The 20832-nt window shown below is 75.1% G+C and carries 17 protein-coding genes; 12 read left to right on the plus strand and 5 right to left on the minus strand.

From position 1 onward, the window contains the following. Nucleotides 1-3 precede the first annotated feature (3 nt). Nucleotides 4-1749, minus strand: a complete 1746-nt coding sequence (locus tag AC3WUG_RS12820) for a glycoside hydrolase family 13 protein (RefSeq protein WP_492328015.1) — start codon at nucleotides 1747-1749, stop codon at nucleotides 4-6. Beyond that, nucleotides 1746-2774 (minus strand): LacI family DNA-binding transcriptional regulator, encoded by a 1029-nt coding sequence (locus AC3WUG_RS12825; protein WP_492328016.1) that lies wholly within the window; start codon nucleotides 2772-2774, stop codon nucleotides 1746-1748. Before AC3WUG_RS12825 ends, AC3WUG_RS12820 begins: the two co-directional genes overlap by 4 nt. Before the next feature lie 225 nt (nucleotides 2775-2999). Between AC3WUG_RS12825 and AC3WUG_RS12830 the strand changes: the two genes are divergently transcribed. The 11 genes from AC3WUG_RS12830 (at nucleotide 3000) to AC3WUG_RS12880 (ending at nucleotide 15739) form a co-directional block, all read left to right on the plus strand. Next, the gene (locus AC3WUG_RS12830; RefSeq protein ID WP_492328017.1) at nucleotides 3000-4241 is read left to right on the plus strand and encodes a sugar ABC transporter substrate-binding protein; all 1242 of its coding nucleotides are present in this window, start codon (nucleotides 3000-3002) and stop codon (nucleotides 4239-4241) included. Nucleotides 4242-4348: 107 nt separating this feature from the next. Then, nucleotides 4349-5974 (plus strand): ABC transporter permease subunit, encoded by a 1626-nt coding sequence (locus tag AC3WUG_RS12835; RefSeq protein WP_492328018.1) that lies wholly within the window; start codon nucleotides 4349-4351, stop codon nucleotides 5972-5974. 1 nt (nucleotide 5975) lies between these two features. Next, nucleotides 5976-6854: a sugar ABC transporter permease gene (locus AC3WUG_RS12840; protein ID WP_147793907.1), complete on the plus strand. Its 879-nt coding sequence runs from the start codon at nucleotides 5976-5978 to the stop codon at nucleotides 6852-6854. A 5-nt stretch (nucleotides 6855-6859) separates the two neighbouring features. Beyond that, a complete protein-coding gene (locus AC3WUG_RS12845) occupies nucleotides 6860-8794 on the plus strand; it encodes a glycoside hydrolase family 13 protein (protein WP_492328019.1) in 1935 nt (644 codons plus the stop codon). Nucleotides 8795-8831: 37 nt separating this feature from the next. After that, complete coding sequence (locus AC3WUG_RS12850) at nucleotides 8832-10103, plus strand: deoxyguanosinetriphosphate triphosphohydrolase (protein WP_492328020.1); 1272 nt, start codon at nucleotides 8832-8834, stop codon at nucleotides 10101-10103. Nucleotides 10104-10285: 182 nt separating this feature from the next. Further along, complete coding sequence (locus tag AC3WUG_RS12855; protein WP_492328035.1) at nucleotides 10286-10783, plus strand: SigE family RNA polymerase sigma factor; 498 nt, start codon at nucleotides 10286-10288, stop codon at nucleotides 10781-10783. Then, on the plus strand, nucleotides 10780-11721 hold the full coding sequence (locus AC3WUG_RS12860; RefSeq protein ID WP_492328021.1) for a hypothetical protein: 942 nt from the start codon (nucleotides 10780-10782) through the stop codon (nucleotides 11719-11721). Before AC3WUG_RS12855 ends, AC3WUG_RS12860 begins: the two co-directional genes overlap by 4 nt. Before the next feature lie 167 nt (nucleotides 11722-11888). After that, nucleotides 11889-14162: a DNA primase gene (gene dnaG / locus AC3WUG_RS12865; RefSeq protein WP_492328022.1), complete on the plus strand. Its 2274-nt coding sequence runs from the start codon at nucleotides 11889-11891 to the stop codon at nucleotides 14160-14162. A 55-nt stretch (nucleotides 14163-14217) separates the two neighbouring features. Next, complete coding sequence (locus AC3WUG_RS12870; RefSeq protein WP_492328023.1) at nucleotides 14218-14745, plus strand: DinB family protein; 528 nt, start codon at nucleotides 14218-14220, stop codon at nucleotides 14743-14745. A gap of 48 nt (nucleotides 14746-14793) precedes the next feature. Then, nucleotides 14794-15300: a phosphoribosyltransferase gene (locus AC3WUG_RS12875; RefSeq protein ID WP_492328024.1), complete on the plus strand. Its 507-nt coding sequence runs from the start codon at nucleotides 14794-14796 to the stop codon at nucleotides 15298-15300. A 16-nt stretch (nucleotides 15301-15316) separates the two neighbouring features. Further along, complete coding sequence (locus AC3WUG_RS12880; protein ID WP_492328025.1) at nucleotides 15317-15739, plus strand: hypothetical protein; 423 nt, start codon at nucleotides 15317-15319, stop codon at nucleotides 15737-15739. A gap of 104 nt (nucleotides 15740-15843) precedes the next feature. Here AC3WUG_RS12880 and AC3WUG_RS12885 read toward each other — a convergent pair whose 3' ends face one another. The 3 genes from AC3WUG_RS12885 to AC3WUG_RS12895 are packed head-to-tail and all read right to left on the minus strand — an operon-like array spanning nucleotide 15844 to nucleotide 19354. Next, nucleotides 15844-16512 (minus strand): response regulator transcription factor, encoded by a 669-nt coding sequence (locus tag AC3WUG_RS12885; protein WP_492328026.1) that lies wholly within the window; start codon nucleotides 16510-16512, stop codon nucleotides 15844-15846. After that, on the minus strand, nucleotides 16509-18602 hold the full coding sequence (locus AC3WUG_RS12890; RefSeq protein WP_492328027.1) for a sensor histidine kinase: 2094 nt from the start codon (nucleotides 18600-18602) through the stop codon (nucleotides 16509-16511). Before AC3WUG_RS12890 ends, AC3WUG_RS12885 begins: the two co-directional genes overlap by 4 nt. A gap of 59 nt (nucleotides 18603-18661) precedes the next feature. Beyond that, nucleotides 18662-19354, minus strand: coding sequence for a hypothetical protein (locus AC3WUG_RS12895; RefSeq protein WP_492328028.1), 693 nt, complete (start codon nucleotides 19352-19354; stop codon nucleotides 18662-18664). A gap of 554 nt (nucleotides 19355-19908) precedes the next feature. On the opposite strand from AC3WUG_RS12895, the gene AC3WUG_RS12900 reads away from it, so the two are divergent. Continuing rightward, a complete protein-coding gene (locus tag AC3WUG_RS12900; protein WP_492328029.1) occupies nucleotides 19909-20637 on the plus strand; it encodes a hypothetical protein in 729 nt (242 codons plus the stop codon). The last annotated feature ends 195 nt before the right edge of the window (nucleotides 20638-20832 follow it).

Below are 20832 nucleotides of genomic sequence, written 5' to 3' on the forward strand. Positions count from 1 at the left end.
GGGTCAGCGGGCCCGGAGCCAGACGGTGGTGTCGCCGGGCAGCTCGGCGCCGACCGGGGCGTCGCCCGGCAGGCCGGAGGCCAGCAGCACCTCAGCACCGGCGGGCAGCGCGACCGGGGAGGAGCCCAGGTTCGCGACGACGACGACCGAGCCGTTGCGCACGGCGATGACGTCCTCGTCGTCCTGGAACTCCGGCTCCCAGGACGCCCCGCCGAGGCCGAGCTTCTCGGCCCGGCGCAGGCGCAGCGCGGCGCGGTACAGCTCGAGCGTCGAGCCCTCGACGCCGTCCTGCGCGTCGGCGGCGAACGCGGCCCACTCCGCGGGCTGCGGCAGCCACGTCTTCCCGTTCGGCGAGTAGCCGAAGCCCGGCGCGTCGGCCTCCCAGGGCAGCGGGACGCGGCAGCCGTCGCGGCCCTTCTCGGCGCCCTGGGTGCGGAAGAAGGCCGGGTCCTCGCGGACCTCGTCGGCGAGCGCGGTGTGCTCGGGCAGGCCGAGCTCCTCGCCCTGGTAGACGTACGCGGAGCCCGGCAGGCCGAGCATGAGCAGCGACGCGGCGCGGGCGCGGCGCAGGCCGAGCTCGGCGTCGGGCTGCTCGTCCTCGGCGCCGATCCCGTTCGGGCGGGACGACGGGTCGGCGAGGCCCAGGCGGGAGGCGTGCCGGACGACGTCGTGGTTCGACATCACCCAGGTGGTGGGCGCGCCGACCGTGTCGTTGACCTGGTAGGACGCGGCGATGACCTTCTTCAGCGCGGGGGCGTCCCAGCCGGTGGCCAGGAACGCGAAGTTGAACGCCTGGTGCATCTCGTCCGGGCGGACGTACCGGGCCAGCCGGCTGAGCGGCTCGACCCAGGCCTCGGCGACGAGCATGCGGTCGCCGTCGTACTCGTCGAGGACCTTGCGCCACGCGCGGTAGATCTCGTGCACGCCGTCCTGGTCGAACATCGGGCCCTGGTTGCCGGACCCGGAGACGGCGTCGCTGTCGTCGGCCCCCTCGATCATCGACACGTGGCCGTCCCAGTCGGGCAGCCCCTCGGCCTTGACCATGCCGTGCGCGACGTCGACCCGGAACCCGTCGACCCCGCGGTCCAGCCAGAACCGCAGCACGTCCTCGAACTCGCGGCGGACCTCGGGGTTCGACCAGTCGAGGTCGGGCTGCTTGGAGTCGAACAGGTGCAGGTACCACTGGCCGTCGTCGACGCCGTGCTGCTCCGGGGTGAGCCGGGTCCAGGCCGGGCCGCCGAAGATGGAGCCCCAGTTGTTCGGCGGCTCGGTGCCGTCGACGCCCCGGCCCTCGCGGAAGAGGTACCGCGCGCGCTCGGGGGAGCCGGGCGGCGTCTTGAGTGCCTCCTGGAACCACACGTGCTCGTCGGAGGAGTGGTTCGGGACCAGGTCGACGACGACCTTCAGGCCCAGCTCGTGCGCGCGGCCGAGCAGGGCGTCGAAGTCGGCGAGCGTGCCGAACAGCGGGTCGACGTCGCGGTAGTCGGCGACGTCGTAGCCCGCGTCCGCCTGGGGGGACTTGTAGAACGGGGACAGCCAGACGGCGTCCACGCCCAGCGCCGCCAGGTGGTCCAGCCGCGCGGTGATGCCCGGCAGGTCCCCGATGCCGTCGCCGTCCGCGTCCGCGAAGGACCGCGGGTACACCTGGTAGATGACCGCGTCCCGCCACCACGGGCCGTCGACGGGGCCGGGCTCGTGCACCACCTCCGGGGCGGGGCGGGAGATCGGCTGCTGGTCGAGCTGGGTCACGCTGGTCCTCCGGGAGAAGCGGGTGCAGAGCTGGTGGAGCCGCGCACGATGAGCTCCGGGTGGAACAGGAGCTCGGTGCGCGACGTGGGGGTGCCGTTGATCTCCGCCATGAGCGCGGAGACGGCGGCCTGGCCCATCGCCTGGACGGGCTGGCGCACCGTCGTCAGCGGCGGGTCGGTGAAGCCGATCAGCGGCGAGTCGTCGAAGCCGACGACCGACACGTCCTCCGGGACGCGCAGGCCGCGGGACCGCGCGGCGCGGATCACGCCGAGGGCCATGAGGTCGGACCCGCAGATGATCGCGGTGTGGCCCGAGTCGATGAGCTCGTGCGCCGCGGTGGCGCCGCCCTCGACCGTGAACAGGGTGGTGTTGACGTGCGGCGCGGCGTCCTCGACGCCGAGCTGCGCGCGGAGCTGGTCCGCGAACGCCTGCCGCTTGCGGGCGGCCGGCACGAACCGCTCGGGGCCGATCGCGAGGCCGATGCGCCGGTGGCCGAGCGCGACCAGGTGCCGCACGGACAGCTCGATCGCGACGGAGTCGTCGGTCGCGATGCTCGGGGCGTCGACCGCCTCGGCCCGGCCGTTGACGAGCACGATCGGCAGCCCGCGCCCGCGCAGCGCGTGGTAGCGCTCCACCGACGCCTGCGTGTCCGCGTGCAGGCCCGAGACGAACAGGATCCCGGCCACGTCGTGGTCGAGCAGGATCTCGACGTACTGGTCCTCGGTGGTGCCGCCCGGCTGCTGCGCGCAGAGCAGCGGGGTGTACCCGCGCTGGGTCAGCATGGACTCCATCGCCTGCGCCATCGCCGGGAACACCGGGTTCGACAGCTCGGGCACGACGAGGCCGACGAGGCCCGCGGGACGGGTGCGGAGCTTCTCGGGCCGCTCGTAGCCCAGCACGTCGAGGGCGGCCAGCACGGCCTGCCTCGCCTGCGAGGAGACGCCGGGCTTGCCGTTGAGGACCCGCGAGACGGTCGCGGTGGAGACGCCGGCCTGCTCGGCCAGGTCGGTGAGGCGTGTGCGCACGGTCGCGAGCGTAGAGGGCACCGTCGCCTCCTCGTCGTCGTTGTCGTCATCCGATCGGGGCAGCTTCGTCCCCTCGGGTCGGAGAGCACTGTAACCGATGCCTGAAAGTTACCGTAACGGCTTGCAACGAGGCCCGGACGTTGATTACCGTCCGGGTCATCGAGCCAGCGCCGGCGGTGCCGGGGTCTGCTCGCACCGCCCCTTCTGACGCTGGGAGACACCCTGATGCGACGGAGCATCCCCGCCCTCGCCACGACGGCCGTCCTCGCGCTCGCCCTCGCGGCCTGCTCGAGCTCGGACTCGCCGTCCGACGCCACCTCCGACAGCCCCGCCGCCGACTCCGGCGCCGAGGGCACCCTGACGATGTGGGTCGACGACACCCGCATCGACTCCATGCGCCCTGTCGTCGAGGCCTTCACCGAGGAGTCCGGCGTCGAGGTCGACCTGGTCCAGAAGGCCACGGGCGACATCGGCCCCGACTTCGTGACCCAGGTCCCGACCGGCGAGGGCCCGGACATCATCGTCTCGGCCCACGACGGCCTCGGCGAGTGGGTCAACAACGGCGTGGTCGCGCCGATCGAGCTCGGCGACAAGGCCGACGCGTTCGCCGACTCCGCGGTCCAGGCCATGGCCTACGACGGCCAGACCTACGGCGTGCCGATCTCGATCGAGAACATCGCGCTGGTGCGCAACAACGCGCTGCTGGCCGACACCCCGGCCACCACGTTCGACGAGCTCGTCGCGCAGGCCCAGACCGCGGGCACCGACTTCTCCGTGCTGATCCAGCAGGGCGAGGAGTCCGACCCGTACCACCTGTACCCGCTGCAGACCTCGTTCGGCGCCCCGGTGTTCGAGCAGGCCGCGGACGGCTCCTACACCGACACCCTGGCGCTGGGCGGCGACGCCGGCCACGCGTACGCGCAGTACCTCGCCAAGCTCGGCCAGGAGAAGGTCCTCGACCTGTCGGTCGACGGCGACAAGGCCAAGCAGGCGTTCCTCGACGGCCAGGCGCCGTACATCGTCACCGGCCCGTGGAACACCTCGGCGTTCGAGGAGGCCGGCATGGACATCTCGGTCCTCCCGGTCCCCTCGGCCGGCGGCCAGCCCGCGCAGCCGTTCGTGGGCGTGCAGGGCGTGTTCATCTCGGCGAAGTCGGCCAACCCGGTCCTCGCCAACGAGTTCGTGGTCAACTACCTGACCACCGAGGACGCGCAGGACGCGCTGTACGAGGCCGGCGGCCGCCTGCCGGCGCTGACCGCCTCGGCGGACAAGGTCGACGACCCGGTCCTCCAGGGCTTCAACGAGGCGGGTGCCACCGGCGCGCCGATGCCCGCCATCCCCGCGATGAGCTCGGTGTGGTCCTTCTGGGGCGCGACCGAGGCGCAGATCGTCGGCGGCCAGACGGCCGACCCGGCCGGCGCGTGGGACGCGATGGTCCAGAACATCCAGGACGCCATCGACGGCTGACCTCCTCCGCGACCGCCGGGGTGCCCACGAGGCGCCCCGGCGGTCGCGCCGCTCGTCCCACCCCCATCCGCAGCACCAGCACCGCCGCGCCGCCCGGAGGCACCCGCATGACCGACCAGTCGACCGTCCAGGAGGTCGCGCCCGACGACCCCGGGACCGCACGCCAGCCCCGCCGCCGGCGCGTGCCCCGCGGCACCACGTCGCACGCCCGCTCCTTCTCCCCGGGCTTCATCGCCAAGCTGATCCTCATCGGCACGGTCGACGCGCTCGGCGTGTACGGGATCCTGTCCGCCTGGGCCGTGTCCCAGTGGGGGATCCTCGCGTTCCTGGTCGTGGCGCTGGCCGTCGCGAACTGGGCCTACTTCTCCCGCCGGATGCTGCCGGCGAAGTACCTGGTGCCCGGCCTGGTGTTCCTGGTCGTCTACCAGCTGTTCGCGATGGCCTACACCGGCTACGTCGCGTTCACGAACTACGGCGACGGGCACAACTCGACCAAGGCCGACGCGATCACGCAGATCGCCGCTCAGAACGAGCGCCGCGTCGAGGGCTCGCCCGCGCTGCCGCTCACGGTCGTGCAGAACGGCGACGAGCTCGGCTTCGCGGTCGTGACCGAGGACGGCGACGCCCAGGTCGGCACCGCCGATCAGCCGTTCGAGGATGTCGACGCCACCGTCGAGTCCGGCCGCATCACCGAGGTCCCCGGCTGGGAGGTGCTCGGCTTCGCGCAGGTCGCCGCCGACCAGGAGGCCATCACCTCGCTGCGGGTGCCGTTCTCCGACGACCCCGCCGACGGCTCGGTCCGCACCCAGGACGGCTCGACCGGCTACGTCTTCCAGTCGACGCTCGAGTACGACGCGGCGAGCGACACGTTCACCGACGCCGAGACCGGCACCGTCTACACGCCCGGCGAGGGCGGCAACTTCGTCTCCGAGGACGGCCAGCGGCTGACCCCGGGCTGGCGGGTCGGCGTCGGCTTCGACAACTTCACCGCGATGGTCACCGACTCCCGGATGGCCGGGCCGTTCGCGCAGATCTTCGTCTGGACGTTCGCGTTCGCGTTCCTGTCCGTGGTGACGACGTTCGCGCTCGGCCTGTTCCTCGCGATCACGTTCAACGAGCCCCGGGTGCGCGGCAGGAAGGTCTACCGCTCGCTGCTGATCCTCCCGTACGCGTTCCCCGGCTTCCTGTCGGCCCTGGTGTGGCGCGGCATGCTGAACGAGCGGTTCGGCCTCATCAACGAGGTGCTGCTCGGCGGGGCGTCGATCCCGTGGCTCAGCGACCCGTGGCTGGCGAAGGCCGCGATCATCGGCGTGAACCTGTGGCTCGGCTTCCCGTACATGTTCCTCATCTGCACGGGCGCGCTGCAGTCCATCCCGCACGACATGACGGAGGCCGCGCGGATCGACGGCGCCGGCCGCTGGCGGATCTTCCGGTCGCTCACGCTGCCGCTGCTGATGGTGTCGGTCGCGCCGCTGCTGATCTCGAGCTTCGCCTTCAACTTCAACAACTTCTCGCTGATCTACATGCTGACCGGCGGCGGCCCCAACTTCGTGGGCACCCCGTACGTCGTGGGCCACACGGACATCCTCATCTCGATGGTCTACTCCGTGGCCTTCGAGTCCGGGGTCAAGCAGTACGGCGTCGCCAGCGCGCTGTCGATCGTCATCTTCCTGATCGTCGGGGTCATCTCCTACCTCGGCTTCCGTCGCACCCGCACCCTCGAGGAGATCTGAGATGGCCCGCTCGCCCGAGCTGCACACCGCCGTGCGCGGCCGCCGCTGGTGGTCCGAGATCGGCTGGCGGCACGTCGTCGGCGTCGTGATGATCGCGATCTGCCTGCTGCCGCTGCTGTACGTCCTGTCCGCGTCGCTCAACCCGGGCGGCACGCTCACGGGCTCGAACCAGCTGTTCCGCACGTTCAGCCTCGAGAACTACACCGAGCTGGGCTCGCGCGGCTACTACAACTGGGCCGTCAACTCGCTCGTGGTGTCCACCGCGACCGCCGTCGGCACCGTGCTCATGGGCGCCGCCGCGGCCTACGCGTTCTCGCGGTTCCGGTTCCGCGGCCGCCGCTCGGGCCTGACGACGCTGCTGCTGGTGCAGATGTTCCCGCAGATGCTCGCGTTCGTGGCCCTGTTCCTGGTGCTGCTGTCGCTGTCCGAGGTGTTCCCGGCCATCGGGCTCAACACCCAGCTCGGCCTGATCTGCGTCTACCTCGGCGGCGCGCTCGGCGTGAACACGTTCCTCATGTACGGGTTCTTCAACACCGTCCCGCGTGAGATCGACGAGGCCGCCAAGATCGACGGCGCGTCCCACGCGCAGATCTTCTGGACGATCATCCTGCGCCTGGTGGCGCCGATCCTCGCCGTCGTCGGCCTGCTGTCGTTCATCTCGTCCTACGGCGAGTTCATCATCGCCAAGGTCGTGCTGCAGCGGCCCGAGCGGTTCACGCTCGCGCTCGGCCTGTACAACTGGGCGTCCGACGAGCGGAACGCGCGCTGGGGCATCTTCGCCGCCGGCGCCGTGCTCGCCGCGATCCCGGTCGTGCTGCTGTTCCTGTTCCTGCAGAAGTACATCGTCGGTGGTCTGACCGCCGGCTCGGTGAAGGGCTGAGGCGCTTGTCCGACCCGACGACGCGGGGCCGGCACGCCGCCGGCCCCGCCGCGTCCGACACCGTCCCGGTGCCGCTCGGCGCCCACCACGACGGCTCCGCCCTCTACGTCCCGGGTGGGACGCCGTCGCTCGGCGACGTGGTGCCCGTCCGGGTGCGGGTGCCCGCCGGTGCCGGGCGGGACCCCGAGGTGTGGCTCCGGGTCGTCGAGGACGGCGAGCCCCGGGTGTACCCGGCGCGGGCCGACGGCGGCGACGCCCACGAGCGCTGGTTCACCGCCGACGTGCCGGTGACGAACCCGGTGACGTCGTACCGGTTCCTGCTGGCCGGTCCGGGGCGCCCCGGCGGCCAGGAGTGGCTGAACGGCGAGGGCACGATCGCCCGGGACGTGCCGGACACCTCCGACTTCCGGCTCTCGACCACGCCGCCGGGGCCGGACTGGGCGCGGGACGCCGTGGTCTACCAGGTGTTCCCGGACCGGTTCGCGCGGTCTTCGGGCCGGCACGACGGCCCGCCCGAGGGCGACCTGCCCGACTGGGCGCTGCCCGCGGCGTGGGGCGACGAGCCCATCGGCGGCGGGCCGGGCACCGGGACGCAGCTGTACGGCGGCGACCTCGGCGGCATCGAGCAGCGGCTCGACCACCTGCAGCGGCTCGGCGTCGACACCCTGTACCTGACCCCGGTGTTCCCCGGCCGGTCGAACCACCGCTACGACGCGCGCACCTTCGACCACGTGGACCCGGTCCTGGGCGGCGACGACGCGTTCGCCTCGCTGTCCCGGGCGCTGCACGGCCGCGGGATGCGGCTGGTCGGCGACCTCACGACCAACCACACCGGCGACGCGCACGACTGGTTCCGGCGGGCGCTCGGGGACCCGGCGTCGGAGGAGCGCTCCTTCTACTACTGGCAGGATGCCGAGCCCGGCTACGTCGGCTGGCTGGGTCACGCCTCGCTGCCGAAGCTCGACCACCACGCGCCCGCGCTGGCCGCGCGGATGTTCGGCGGGCCGTCGTCGATCGTCGGCCGCTACCTGTCCCAGCCGTTCGGCATGGACGGCTGGCGGGTGGACGTCGCGAACATGACCGGCCGGCAGGGCGCGGACGACCTGACGCACGAGGTCGCCGAGCGGATGCGCGCGGCCATGGCCGAGATCAACCCGGACGCCGTCCTGATCGCGGAGCACTTCCACGACGCCGGCGCCGACCTCCGGGCCGCCGGCGGCTGGCACGGCACGATGAACTACTCGGCGTTCACCCGGCCGGTGTGGACCTGGCTCACCGACCCGGCGTCCGAGGCGGCGGCGGGCCTGCGGTACGTCGAGCTGCCCGTCGGGATCCCGCGCCGGCCCGGCACCGCGGCCGTGGCGGCCATGCGCGAGTTCGGCGCGGCCGTGCCGTGGAGCGTGACCACCCACCAGTGGAACCTGCTCGGCTCGCACGACACCGCGCGGTTCCGGACGATCGCGGGCTCGCGCGACCTGGTCGAGGTCGGCGTCGGCCTGCTGATGACCTACCCCGGCACGCCCGTGCTGTTCGCGGGCGACGAGGGCGGGCTGGTCGGGCGCAACGGCGAGAACTCGCGCGTCCCGATGCCGTGGGCGCAGATCGACGCCGGCGGCGGGCCCGCGTGGGACGCCGGGCTGTTCGACGCCTACCGGTCGCTGATCGCGCTGCGCCGGTCGTCCCGCGCGCTCCGCGAGGGCGGCCTGCGCTGGGTGCTCGTCCGGGACGACGCGATCGCGTACCTGCGGGAGACCGCCGAGGAGCGGGTGCTGGTGCTCGCGGCGCGGGCGCCGTGGGGCGGGGCGCTGCTGCCGGGGCACCTGCTGGCGGCGGGGGAGCAGCCGGAGAACCTGCACGGCGGGGCGGCGCTGGGCGTGGAGCCCGGCGGGCTGCGGCTGCCGGGTGACGGGCCGGGGGTGCAGGTGTGGCGGCTGGCGTGACCGCCGGGTCGGCCGCCCGCCACCTAAACTGGGGCCCGTGACCAGCGAGCACCCCGACGGCTACGTCGACGCCGACCGGGAGCGCTGGGTCGCCGAGGCGCCCAAGTCGCGCTCCCGGACCCCGTTCGAGCGCGACCGCGCGCGCCTGGTGCACTCCTCGGCGCTGCGCCGGCTCGGCGCCAAGACGCAGGTGCTCGGCCCGTCGACCGACGACTTCGTCCGCACCCGGCTGACGCACACCCTGGAGGTCGCGCAGGTCGGCCGCGAGATCGGCAAGACCCTGGGCTGCGACCCGGACGTCGTCGACACGGCGTGCCTCGCGCACGACCTCGGCCACCCGCCGTTCGGCCACAACGGCGAGCGCGCGCTGGCCCACCTCTCCCGCGACATCGGCGGCTTCGAGGGCAACGCCCAGACGCTGCGGCTGCTGACCAGGCTGGAGCCGAAGGTCGTCGGCCCGGACGGCGTCGCGGTCGGGCTCAACCTCACCCGGGCCTCGCTCGACGCCTCGGTGAAGTACCCCTGGGGCGTGGGCGAGGGCCCGCTGTCCGCGACCGGCCGCCCGACGCACAAGTTCGGTGTCTACGCCGACGACCTGCCGGTGTTCACCTGGCTGCGCGACGGGTCGCCGACCGGGCGCAAGTGCCTGGAGGCCCAGGTCATGGACCTCGCCGACGACATCTCCTACTCCGTGCACGACGTCGAGGACGCGGTCGTCGGCGGCCGGTTCGACCTGTGGGTGCTCACGGTCCCGGACCAGCGCGCGCGGGTCGTCGAGGCGATCCAGACCTGGTACGGCGACGCGATCGACGCAGCCGGGCTCGAGGCCGCGATGGACCGCCTGGTCGCCGCCGAGCTGTGGCGCCCCGGGTTCGACGGCACCCGGCGGGCGCTCGCGGCGCTCAAGGACACGACCAGCCAGCTCATCGGCCGGTTCGCCCGAGCCGCGCAGGTCGCCACCCGCGAGCAGTACGGGCCCGGCCCGCTGACCCGGTACGCCGCGGACCTCATCGTCCCCGAGGAGACCCAGGCCGAGATCCTCGTGCTCAAGGGCCTCGCCGTCGCCTACGTCATGGCACCCCGCGAGCTCGAGCCGCTCTACCAGAGGCAGCGGGAGATCCTGGCCGACCTCGTGCACGTGCTGTCCGAGCGGGCGCCGCTCGCGCTGGAGCCGCCGTTCGCGGCGGACTGGCGCGCGGCGGCCGACGACGCGGCCCGGCTGCGGGTCGTGGTGGACCAGGTGGCGAGCCTGACCGACGTCAGCGCGGCCGCCTGGCACGCGCGCCTGGCGCCCCCGCCGAGGTACTGACGCAACCTTCGGGCCCCGCGGTGCGTGTACCGGGTGTGAGAGTCACCATCGCCGCCCCGGCCGAGGGGCCCGACGCGCCGGCGGAGCTGCTGCTCCCCGTGCAGCCCGACCGCGCTCCGGACCGCGGGGCGCGCCGCGAGCCCACCCGCCGGGCGACCGCCGACGAGGAGTTCGCCCTGTTCATGGGGGACGCCGCGCCAGCGCTCGCCCGGACCGCGTGGTTGCTGTGCGGCGACGTGCACCAGGCCGACGAGCTCGTGCAGCAGGCGCTCGTCCGCACCTACCTGGCGTGGCCGCGGGCGCGGGAGCGCGACCCGCTCGCCTACGCCCGACGCGTCCTGGCGAACCTGCGCATCGACACCTGGCGGCGTCGGCGCCGCGAGGTGCTGACCGACCCCGGTGACCTCCCGCACGACGCGGAGCCGTCCGGGGCGCAGCGGCACGCGGACCGCGACCAGCTGGTCCGGGCGCTCGCCACGCTCAGCACCCGGCAGCGACGCGTCGTCGTCCTGCGGCACCTGGAGGGCCTGTCCGAGGCCGAGGTCGCCGAGGACCTGGGCGTCACCGTCGGCACCGTGAAGTCCACCGCGTCGCGCGCGCTCGCGCGGCTGCGCGCCTCGCTCGGCGAGGACGCCGCCGCCGGCCCCGGCCGCCCCACCGACCCGAGGAGCACCCGATGAGCACCGACGACGAGTTCGCCCGCGACCTGCGCTCCCGCGTCGAGTCCGCCGCCCCGACGATCGACGTGCACCTGACGGGCATCGTGCCGCGCGCCCGGCGACGGCGGGCCTGGACCCGCGCGGCCGGGGCGGGCGCGGCCGGCGGGCTGGTACTGGCGGGGGTGCTGGTCGGGCAGGCCTGGGCGGGGGCGCCGTGGTCGACGCACACGCTGGCCGGGCCGGCGGGGACGGGGACGCCGGTGGCGACGGCCGAGCCGTCGGCGGACGCGTCTGCCTCGCCCGCGGAGGACCAGTCCGCCCAGGACGCCCGCGCCACGGCCGAGGCGGACGCGGCGCCGTACTGGTACACGAAATACACGAGCGCGTCCGGGGTCCACGAGACGTGGATCAGCCAGGACCGACCGGGTCTGCAGGTCTCCGACGGTGACCTCGCCTGGGCGGAGGTGATCGAGCCGTCGGACGTGATCGGACGGTTCCGCATCGACGGCGAGTGGGTCGAGATGCTGCGCGACCCTGCTCGGCTGCCCACGGACCCGACCGCACTCGAGGCCGTCTTCCGGGCCAGCATCGAGCCCGACCGCCGCTCCGGCACCGATGACGACAAGGTCTTCGGCATGGCCTACGACCTCCTCAACGACGGGAGCTGGCTGCCCTCGCCGCTGCTGCAGGCGGCGTGGCAGGTCGCTCGGTCGCTCCCGGGGTCCGAGGTGACCGCGGGGAGCGACGCCGCGGGGCGCCCGGGCGAGGTCCTCGTCTACACGCCCTCGGGAGTCGACGGCCCCATCCAGCTGGTCGCGGACCCGGCGACGGGCAGGCTCCTGCAGATCGACTCCCTCGCCGGAGCCGGTCCCGTCGTGATCGAGCACGCCCGCGTGGACGCGGTCCCGGTCCAGCCGTCCCTCGACGGCACCTTCTGCCGCTCGTGGGACGCCTGCTGACCCACCCCCACCCCCACCCCCGCGCCCGCGAGGTCGAGGGTTTCCCGCCAGGACGGCCCCGAAGACCCTCGACCTCGCCGGAACCCCTCGACCTCGCGGGGTGACCTGCGCCGCAGCGGAGGGAGCGGGGAGAGGGTGCACCTCCGGCGGGACCTAGGATCGTCACCGTGGCGGGACGGATCCGGCGGGAGGACGTGCAGACGGTCCGCGAGCGCGCCCGGATCGAGGACGTCGTCGGCGAGCACGTCGCGCTGAAGACCGCCGGCGTGGGCTCCATGAAGGGCCTGTGCCCGTTCCACGACGAGAAGTCGCCGTCGTTCCACGTCCGCCCGCAGGTCGGGCTCTACCACTGCTTCGGGTGCGGCGAGGGCGGCGACGTCATCGACTTCATCCAGAAGATCGACGGCCTGCCGTTCACCGAGGCGGTCGAGTACCTGGCCGGCCGCGCCGGCGTGACGCTGCGGTACGAGGAGGGCGGCGGCCCGCGTCCCGGGCACGAGCCCGGCAAGCGGCAGCGGCTGCTGGAGGCGCACCGGGTCGCGGCCGAGTACTTCGCCGAGCAGCTGCTCTCGCCGGAGGGCGCGACCGCGCGGCAGTTCCTCGCGGAGCGCGGGTTCGACCGCGCGGCCGCCGAGCAGTTCGGCATCGGGTATGCGCCCCAGGGCTGGGACCACCTGCTGCGGCACCTGCGCGGACGGTCGTTCACCGAGGCCGAGCTCACCGCGAGCGGCCTGATGAGCCAGGGCAACCGCGGGCTGTACGACCGGTTCCGCGGCCGGCTGGTGTGGCCGATCCGCGAGGTCACCGGCGACACCGTCGGGTTCGGCGCGCGCCGGCTGTACGACGACGACCAGGGGCCGAAGTACCTCAACACCCCGGAGACCCCCCTCTACAAGAAGTCCCAGGTGCTCTACGGCATCGACCTGGCCAAGCGCGAGATCGCGAAGAACAAGCAGGTCGTGGTCGTCGAGGGCTACACCGACGTCATGGCGATGCACCTGTCCGGCGTCGGCACCGCGGTCGCGACCTGCGGCACGGCGTTCGGCTCGGACCACGCGCGGATCGTGCGGCGGCTCATGGGCGCGGGCGGCGCCGGCTCCGGCATCCAGCTCGCGTCCGGGGAGTCCGTCGGCGGCGAGGTGGTGTTCACCTTCGACGGCGACTCCGCCGGGCAGAAAGCCGCGATGCGCGCGTTCGGCGAGGACCAGGCGTTCAGCGCCCAGACGTTCGTGGCGGTGGCCGACGGCGGCATGGACCCGTGCGACCTGCGCCAGGCGCAGGGCCCGGACGCGGTGCGCGCGCTGGTGAAGGCGCGGCAGCCGCTGTTCGAGTTCGTCATCCGCACGACCCTGCAGGGCTACGACCTGCACACCGCCGAGGGCCGGGTGGCCGCGCTGCGCGCCGCGGCGCCGATCCCCGGCGGCATCCGGGACGCCGCGCTGCGCCCCGAGTACACCCGCATGCTGGCGGGCTGGCTCGGCATGGACATCGAGACGGTGCAGCGCGCGGTGCAGCAGGCGAACCGCGGCGGGGGGCGCTCGTCGTCCGGCGGGGCAGGGCGAGGCGCGCCGTCGTCGGGCTACGGCCAGGGAAGCCAGGCGGGTACCGCGGGCCGCTCGGTCTTCGTGCCCCCGGGCCCGGAGGAGGGCGGTTGGCGCCGGGACGGCGGGCGCGGCGGCAAGGGCGGCGGTCGACCCGGCGGCGGGCAGGGCGGCGGGTCGCGCGGCGGCGGTGGCGGCGGTCGCTGGGACGACCGGCGCGGGGGCGACCGGTTCGGCCAGGGCGGCGGGCGCGGCCCGTCCAACCCGGGCCAGGGCTACGGCCAGCGGTTCGACGAGCCGCCACCGGAGCCGTACGACGACGCGCCCCCGCACGACCACCACCAGGCCGGCGGCGGCGCGCGCGACGGCGCGACCCCGCTGCCCGCGCCGCAGATGGCCATGCCCGACCCGCGCGACCCGGTCACCGCGACCGAGCGGCGGGCGCTCGAGGCCGTGCTGCAGATGCCGGACGCCGTGCCGCCGGAGTTCGACGACCTGCCGCCCGAGGCGTTCAGCGCGCCCGCGTACCGGGCCGTGCACGCCGCGATCCGCGCCGCGGGCGGGGCCGCCGCCGCGCGCGCCAAGGTCGCGGCCGAAGGCCCGGGCGGGGCGGTCGGCTGGGTGGAGGCGGTCCGCGAGGAGGCCGCGTCGCCGGTCGAGGGCCTGATCACCCGGCTCGCCGTCGCGCCGCTCCCCGAGGACCGGCCCGACCGGCTGCCCGGCTACGCGCGCGGGCTGGTCATGGCGCTGGTCGAGATGGAGCTCACCCGGCACATCGCCGACCTGCGGGGACGCCTGCAGCGGATGGACGCGCAGGCCGACCCGGACGGGTACCGCGACCTCGCGCGCGAGCTGTTCGAGCACGAGACCCGCCGGCGGGCCCTGCGCGAGAGCGCCTGAGCCGCCCGGCCGCCGCCCCGCCGGGCGCTGCGCGCCCCGGCGGTACGGTGCCCGCATGGAGCTGTGGGGCGCCGCGCTGTACGGGGAGCCGTGCACCGGGTGCGGGTACACCTGGGCCCGCACCCCGGAGGAGGCGGTGCACGCCGTGTCCGAGGTGCCCGGCCGGTTCGCCGCCGTGCTCGTCGGGGCGCCGGAGCCCCTGCGGCACCCGGACCTCGGCTGGTCGACCGCCGCGTACGTCCGGCACGTCGCCGACAACCTGGAGACCTGGGCCTACCGCCTGGACGCCGCGCGCTGCGACGGCCGCACGACCACGGCCGGCTACGACCCGGACGCCCTCGCGGCGGCGCGGGACTACGCGCACGCGACCGTCGGGGCGTCGCTCCTGGCGCTGCGGCGCGTCGTGCCGGGCTGGGTGGACGCCGTGTCCGCGGCGCTCGCGGAGGGCGTCGTCCTCGACCACGCCACCCGCGGGCCGCAGCGCGCCGAGGACGTCGCCCGGAACAACGCCCACGACGCCCTGCACCACCTGCACGACGTCCGGCGGATCGTGGAGCACGCGGCCGCCGTCACCGGGTCCTGACAGCCCCGCGAAACCTGGCGCACACGTCCGGCCGCTAGCCTGACCGGCATGACGACTGCGGAGGCCGCACCCGGCCAGGACCTGCCCGACGAGCGCGAGATCCTGGGCTGGGACGAGTTCGGCGAGGCGGCGCGCGACCTGGCCCGCGCGGTGGTGGCCTCCGGCTTCGAGCCCGACGTCGTGGTGGCGGTCGCCCGGGGCGGCCTGCTGCCCGCCGGCGCGCTGTCCTACGCGCTGGGCCTCAAGGCCTGCGGCACGCTGAACGTCGAGTTCTACACGGGCATCGACGCGCGGCTGCCCGAGCCGGTCGTGCTGCCGCCGCTGCTGGACAACGCGGCGCTGGTCGGCCGCCGGGCGCTCGTCGTCGACGACGTGGCGGACACGGGGGAGACCCTGGCGCTCGTGCAGCGGCTGGTCGCGGAGCACTGCGACGAGGCGCGCACGGCGGTGCTGTACGCGAAGTCGCACTCGATCGTCGCGCCGGACTTCGTGTGGCGCCGGACGGACCGGTGGATCACGTTCCCCTGGTCGGCGCAGCCGCCGGTCACGGACTGACGGCGGGGGCGGCCGCGTGCGGGGCCCGTCCGTGCTGCGGCTGCGCTGCGTGGCGGCCCGCGGCGCGTTCCTCCCCGCCGGCCGCCGACCACGCGGCACCAGCGAGGCGTCTGCGTACGCGGTGACGCCCGGACGCGCGTACGAGGCGGCGGGGGTCGTGGTGCTCGCCGACCACCTGAGCGTGCTGGTGCGCGACGACTGGGGCGGCCCGGCGTTCGTGCCCGCGGAGCTGTTCGCGGGCCTCGCGACGGTCGTGCCCGCGGGCTGGGCGTTCGCCCTGGACTCCGGGGCGCGGGCCGGATGCCGGACGCTCTGGGGCGAGCCGGTCGTCGCGGTCTGGGGCTACCCGACGCTCGTCGAGGAGGAGGGCCACGCGGCGGCGCTGCTCGCCGGGGACGCCCGGGCGGTGGCGCTGTTCGACGAGGCCTGCGGGACGTAGCCCCGAGGGCTGCGCGCCGAACCCCACCCGATCGTCGCGCAACCACCCGATCGATCGGGGTGCGGCGCGTCAATCGGGTGGGGATCAGGCCGGGGCCCCGCGCCTCAGCCCGTCGACGCCCCCGCGCCGCCCAGGCCCTCGGCCCGCGCCCGCACGATCGCCGCCGACCGGTCCGGCACCTCCAGCTTGGTGAGCACGTTCGCCACGTGGTTCCGGACCGTCTTCGCCGACAGCCCCAGCCGTCGCGCGATGACCACGTTGTCGTGCCCGCCGGCGACCAGGTCGAGCACCTCGCGCTCGCGGTCGGTCAGCCGCGGGAACGGCACCCGGACGGCCGAGCGCCCGCCGAGGACGTAGGCCATCGCCCGCTCCGCCACCGTCGGCCCGAGGATCATCTCCCCGGCGGCGACGGCGCGGACCGCGCGCTCGACCTGCTCGGGCGGGGCGGACTTCACCAGGTACCCCCGCGCCCCCGCCCGGACCGCGGCGACCACGGCGTCGTCGTCCTCGTGCATGCTCATGACGAGCACGGCGGTCCCCGGCCGCGCGGCGAGGACCTCCCGCGTGACGTCGATCCCCGACCCGTCGCCGAGGTCGAGGTCCATGACGACGACGTCCGCTCCGGGCGCGCCGTCGCGGATCAGGAGCGCACGCGCCTCCGTCGCCCCGGCCGCCGTCCCGACGACCTCGACACCCGCGAGGGAGCCCAGCAGCGCCGCCATGCCGATCCGGAACACCGGGTGGTCGTCCACGAGCGCCACCCGCAACGTCACGTCGGCACCGCCTCGGCGGCGTCGGACTCGGCGCCGACGCCCATCCCGGCGCGCACCCCGCCCGCTCCCGGCACCGGCGCCCCCGGCACCAGCGCCCCCGGCACCAGCGGCAGCACCGCACGCACGACCGTCCCCGGCGCCGCCTCGGCCACCTCGAACCGACCGCCCAGCTCCTCCGCCCGCTCCCGCATCGAGCGGGTGCCCACGCCGACGGCGTCGCCCGACCGCGCGGACCCGGCGGCCGGTCCCGGCCCGCGCCCCGCGTCCGTGCACCGCACGTCCAGCCGGTCCGCGGTCCGGCGCACGGCGATCCGGCAGCCGGCGGCCCCGGAGTGCCGCTGCGCGTTGCGCGCCGCCTCGCTGAGCACCCCGTACGCCGCGGCCGCCACGACGGGGTCGAGCGCCCCGGGGTCGTCCCCGGCGACCTCGACCGCGAACCCCTCGCGCCCGAGCCGCCGGACCAGGTCGTCGAGCGCCGGCCCGAGGCCCTGCTCGTCGAGGACCGGCGGCAGCAGCCCGCGGGCGAGGTCCCGGACGTCCTCGACCCGGCGCTCGGCCTCGTCCCGCAGCGCGGTGAGCGCGGCGCGTGCCGCCTCGACGTCGTCGGGTCGGCCGCCGTCGAGCAGGTTGACCGCCCCCTGAAGCCCGAGGCGCATCCCCGACAACCACGGGCCGAGCCCGTCGTGCAGCTCCCGCCGCACCGCGCGGCGCTCGCGCAGCCGGGCCGACGTCGCGGCGTCCCGGGCGCGCTCCAGGTCCCGGGCCCCGGTCGCGAGCGCCAGGCCGGCCGCGACGACGGGTGCGAGCTGGTCGAGGGCGGTGCGGCTCCGGGCGTCCAGCCGCTCGCCGGGCGGGGCGGTGACGGCCAGGTCGCCGACGAGGTCGCCGGCGCGCTCGACCGGCACGCGGACCGGCTCGGAGGTGGGCGCCCCCCAGGAGGCGGCGACCGGGTCGGCGCCCCGGGTCGCCAGGCGGACGGACTCCAGCCGGAGCGACTCGCCGACGGCCGCCGCCAGCCCGGCCAGGAGGTCGGCGGACCCGCCCGGCGTGGTCAGGCTCCGGCCCAGGAGCAGCGCCGCCCGCCCGGGGTCGGTGGCCTCGCCGTACACCAGGTGGCGCACGCGGGTCTGGAGCCAGCCGCGCACGGGCTGGAGCAGCAGCACGACTCCGACGGCCGCGGCCACCTGCGCGCCCGGGGTCGTGGTGCCCGCGAGCGCCGACACCCCCGCGGTGACCAGCGCGTACACGCCGGCGAGGGTGAGCGTCAGCAGCGCGGCGACCGTCGCCCGGCTGATCGCCAGGTCGAGCCCCCACAGGCGGTTGCGCAGCACCGTCACCAGCAGCGCCGCCGGGAACAGCGCCTGGCAGACCAGGTGGCTCACCGGCACGACGAGGAACGCCGCGGGCCCGGGGTCGGCGAGCAGCAGCGGCACGAACGACAGCGCCATGATCGCGGTGGCGGCGGCGAGCAGCCCCAGCCCGCGGCGCTCGGCAGCCGGCCCGCGGCGGTACCGCCACCACGTCGCGGCCGCGGTGAGCAGCCCGGCGACCACGACCAGCGCGATCGCCCCCCGCGCGTCCGACATCGGCGTGAGCAGCCGGGTCCCGGTGAGCAGCAGGGCCGAGCCGGTCCCCAGCGCGACGCCGGCCCAGGCCACCGGCCCGAGCCGCCGGTCGCGGGCCAGCCACGGCACCACCGTGAACAGCGCGACGGTGCCGGGCACCCACACCCAGCCGAAGGCGCCCGTCAGCCAGTCGAGGGCGGGGGCGCCGGGCCGGGTGGCCGCGAAGACCCCCCAGGCGCCGCCGACCGCCGACACCCCGCCCGCGACGCCCGTCAGCGCGACCAACCACCCGACGGGGTGCCGGCGCCGGGACAGGATGACCGCGCCGACGGTGCCGTAGACGGCCGCCACGGTGACGTCGACCGCGGTGAACAGCAGGTCCCCTGCGGTCATCCCGCCCTCGGCGGCGACGTGCAGCACGGCGGCGGTCCCGGCGAGCAGCCAGGCGACCAGGGCGATCGCGAGCGCCACCCGGGGCACCCCGTCGCGTCCCTGGTCGCGCGCGCCCGAACCCTCCCGGTCCATGGCGTCACCGTAGGGGCATACCACCGCAGAACGGGAGGGTTCGGGCACAAAGCCGATGATCACCGCCGGTCGCCCACCGCGAAGCCGATCGCCGTGACCAGCAGCCAGAGCGGCCCGGTGAACCCGGCCATGTACTGCAGCGGGGAGATGCCGAGCAGCAGCGTCAGCCCGCCGAGCACCGCGCCCACCCAGCCGAGCCAGCGCGGCGCCGCCGCGTGCCGGAGCGCCGCGACCGCCACCGCCACCCCGGACAGCCCCGCCCCGACCCACAGCCACGGGATGGTCGCGATCCAGTCGCTGAAGAACGCGCCCGACTCCGGGACGATCAGGTCGACGTCGGCGAACCCGAACATGAACTGCGTGTCCAGCCCGGACCCGAGCAGCCCGGCCACCGCCACCAGCAGCAGCCCCGCGCCCGCGACCGGCGGCAGCAGGCTCCCGGCGGGCGCCTGCTGGGACAGCCGCCGCGAGAGGCCGGCGGCGAACACGACCGCCAGAAGCGCCGAGACGATCGTCGCCGTGTGGAACACCAGGAGCGCGCCGGTACGCCCGGACAGGTCCGCGATGATCGCGTCCGCGTCGCCGGCGGTCTGCTCCCAGTTCACGCCCAGCGCCATGGAGGCCTGGATGCCGACCAGGCCGGTCAGCCCGGCGGCGATGCCGGCGAGCGCCCAGCCGCGTGGCTGGGGGCGCACCCGGGTGGCCGCGGCCGACGCCGGGGCCGTCGTGGGCGATGTGTCGTGCGTGGTCATGTCCAGCCCTTTCGTGAGGGGGAGGCCCGGTGCCTCCGCCGGGTACGACGCTCGGCCAGGGCACGTCCCGGGCGGAAGGGCGGGGAGCCCGGGTCGCCGGGCGATCGGGGTGGGCGTGCCCGGCGCGCGCGTGCGCGCCCTCCGCCTCCCGGCGCGTCCTCCCGGACTCCGTGTGGCGCCGGACGGACCGGTGGATCACGTTCCCCTGGTCGGCGCAGCCGCCGGTCACGGGCCGACTGCCGCCCTCGCGGGACCACCGAGGCGGCACCGATCCGGCCATTTGGGGGAGTCCGCGGCGGAAGGGGAGAGCCGCCGCACGCGCGCGGCTACCCTCAGGAGGCGCGCACGGGCAGACCGTCGCAGCGGTGTCGAGGCAGGAGTGCGCTGTGACGGCGTTCGGGGGTCACCGGGTCTACGTCCGCGCAGGCTGGGCGGCGAGGTGGGACGACCCCACGGCGCTCCTCGCGGCTGCGGAGGGGCTCCTGGGGGTCGTCGCGGACGTGCTGCCCGCTCTGTCCACATGGGCCAGGCCAGGCCGCGACCCAGGTTCGGGGATGTCTCCGAGCGAGATCGTCTCGGACGTCCTCGCCCACCGTCCTCAGGAACAGGCCTCGACATTCCGCCTCTCGGTGAACGCGGTCGGGCAGCTGGCTGCAGGACTGAGCGTGTCTGCCGCACCGCCGGGCGAGGGCGAGCCGCACGGTGGCGTCTCGCTCTGGTGGGAGCCGGGCGTCGGGTCCTGCCCGGATGAGACCGGAGAGATCGCCTCTCTGATCTTCTCCCGGATGATCGACGCGTGGTCCGCGGACTGGGTGGCAGCGTTTCCGCAAGAGATGGGCCGGTTGCAGCTCCCGGACTGGAGCAACTTCGTCGTCGGGGTGCTGACGTACGTCCGGGCGACGCTGGCCGACGTCCCCATCCCCGAGGGCGGATCGATGTCCCCGCACGCACGCGGGTCGGTCGTCGACCTCCGCGGGGTCGACGAGACCGACCTCGTGCGGAGTGCGGGACTGCTTCGGGGCGCCCTGGAGCGCTCGGGCGCTGCGCGCTTGATCGGCGCGCGAGAGGGAGGTGCCGTGACCGAGCACGAGGCCTACCTGGCGATGGCCGACTACCTCGCCTCGTACGCAGGCAGGGCGGGAAACGATCTTCGAGACCTCCTCGGCGACATGCAGCCGGCCGCGGACGGCAGGTCGACGGACCCGGCGGTGTGGCAGGACTGGCTCGAGTCCGTCGATCGGATCCGAGCCGGACACAGCCCGGGCTCGCCGGAGGGCAGCTAGGCGTCGTGTACCAGACCGCGGTGCGCACCCCGCTGCCTCGTGCCGACGCGGAGGCGTTGGTCAACCGTGAGCAGACGGGCATCTCCTCCGGCACGATCAGTACGGTGGAGAACGCGATCTCTCCCGGTGGCCGACATGCTCGGTGCGCGATCCCACGTGACGGAAGCACCGGGGGCAGCCTCTCGATCGTGACCA

This window comes from Cellulomonas sp. EB106-03-03-XG116 (genome assembly GCF_058792015.1).

Coding starts and splice junctions, on each gene's coding strand:
- AC3WUG_RS12900 (WP_492328029.1), top strand. CDS start 19,909: ATGTCTCCGAGCGAGATCGTCTCGGACGTCCTCGCCCACCGTCCTCAG.
- AC3WUG_RS12895 (WP_492328028.1), bottom strand. CDS start 19,354: ATGACCACGCACGACACATCGCCCACGACGGCCCCGGCGTCGGCCGCG.
- AC3WUG_RS12855 (WP_492328035.1), top strand. CDS start 10,286: ATGGGGGACGCCGCGCCAGCGCTCGCCCGGACCGCGTGGTTGCTGTGC.
- AC3WUG_RS12875 (WP_492328024.1), top strand. CDS start 14,794: ATGACGACTGCGGAGGCCGCACCCGGCCAGGACCTGCCCGACGAGCGC.
- AC3WUG_RS12830 (WP_492328017.1), top strand. CDS start 3,000: ATGCGACGGAGCATCCCCGCCCTCGCCACGACGGCCGTCCTCGCGCTC.
- AC3WUG_RS12835 (WP_492328018.1), top strand. CDS start 4,349: ATGACCGACCAGTCGACCGTCCAGGAGGTCGCGCCCGACGACCCCGGG.
- AC3WUG_RS12870 (WP_492328023.1), top strand. CDS start 14,218: ATGGAGCTGTGGGGCGCCGCGCTGTACGGGGAGCCGTGCACCGGGTGC.
- AC3WUG_RS12840 (WP_147793907.1), top strand. CDS start 5,976: ATGGCCCGCTCGCCCGAGCTGCACACCGCCGTGCGCGGCCGCCGCTGG.
- AC3WUG_RS12890 (WP_492328027.1), bottom strand. CDS start 18,602: ATGGACCGGGAGGGTTCGGGCGCGCGCGACCAGGGACGCGACGGGGTG.
- AC3WUG_RS12860 (WP_492328021.1), top strand. CDS start 10,780: ATGAGCACCGACGACGAGTTCGCCCGCGACCTGCGCTCCCGCGTCGAG.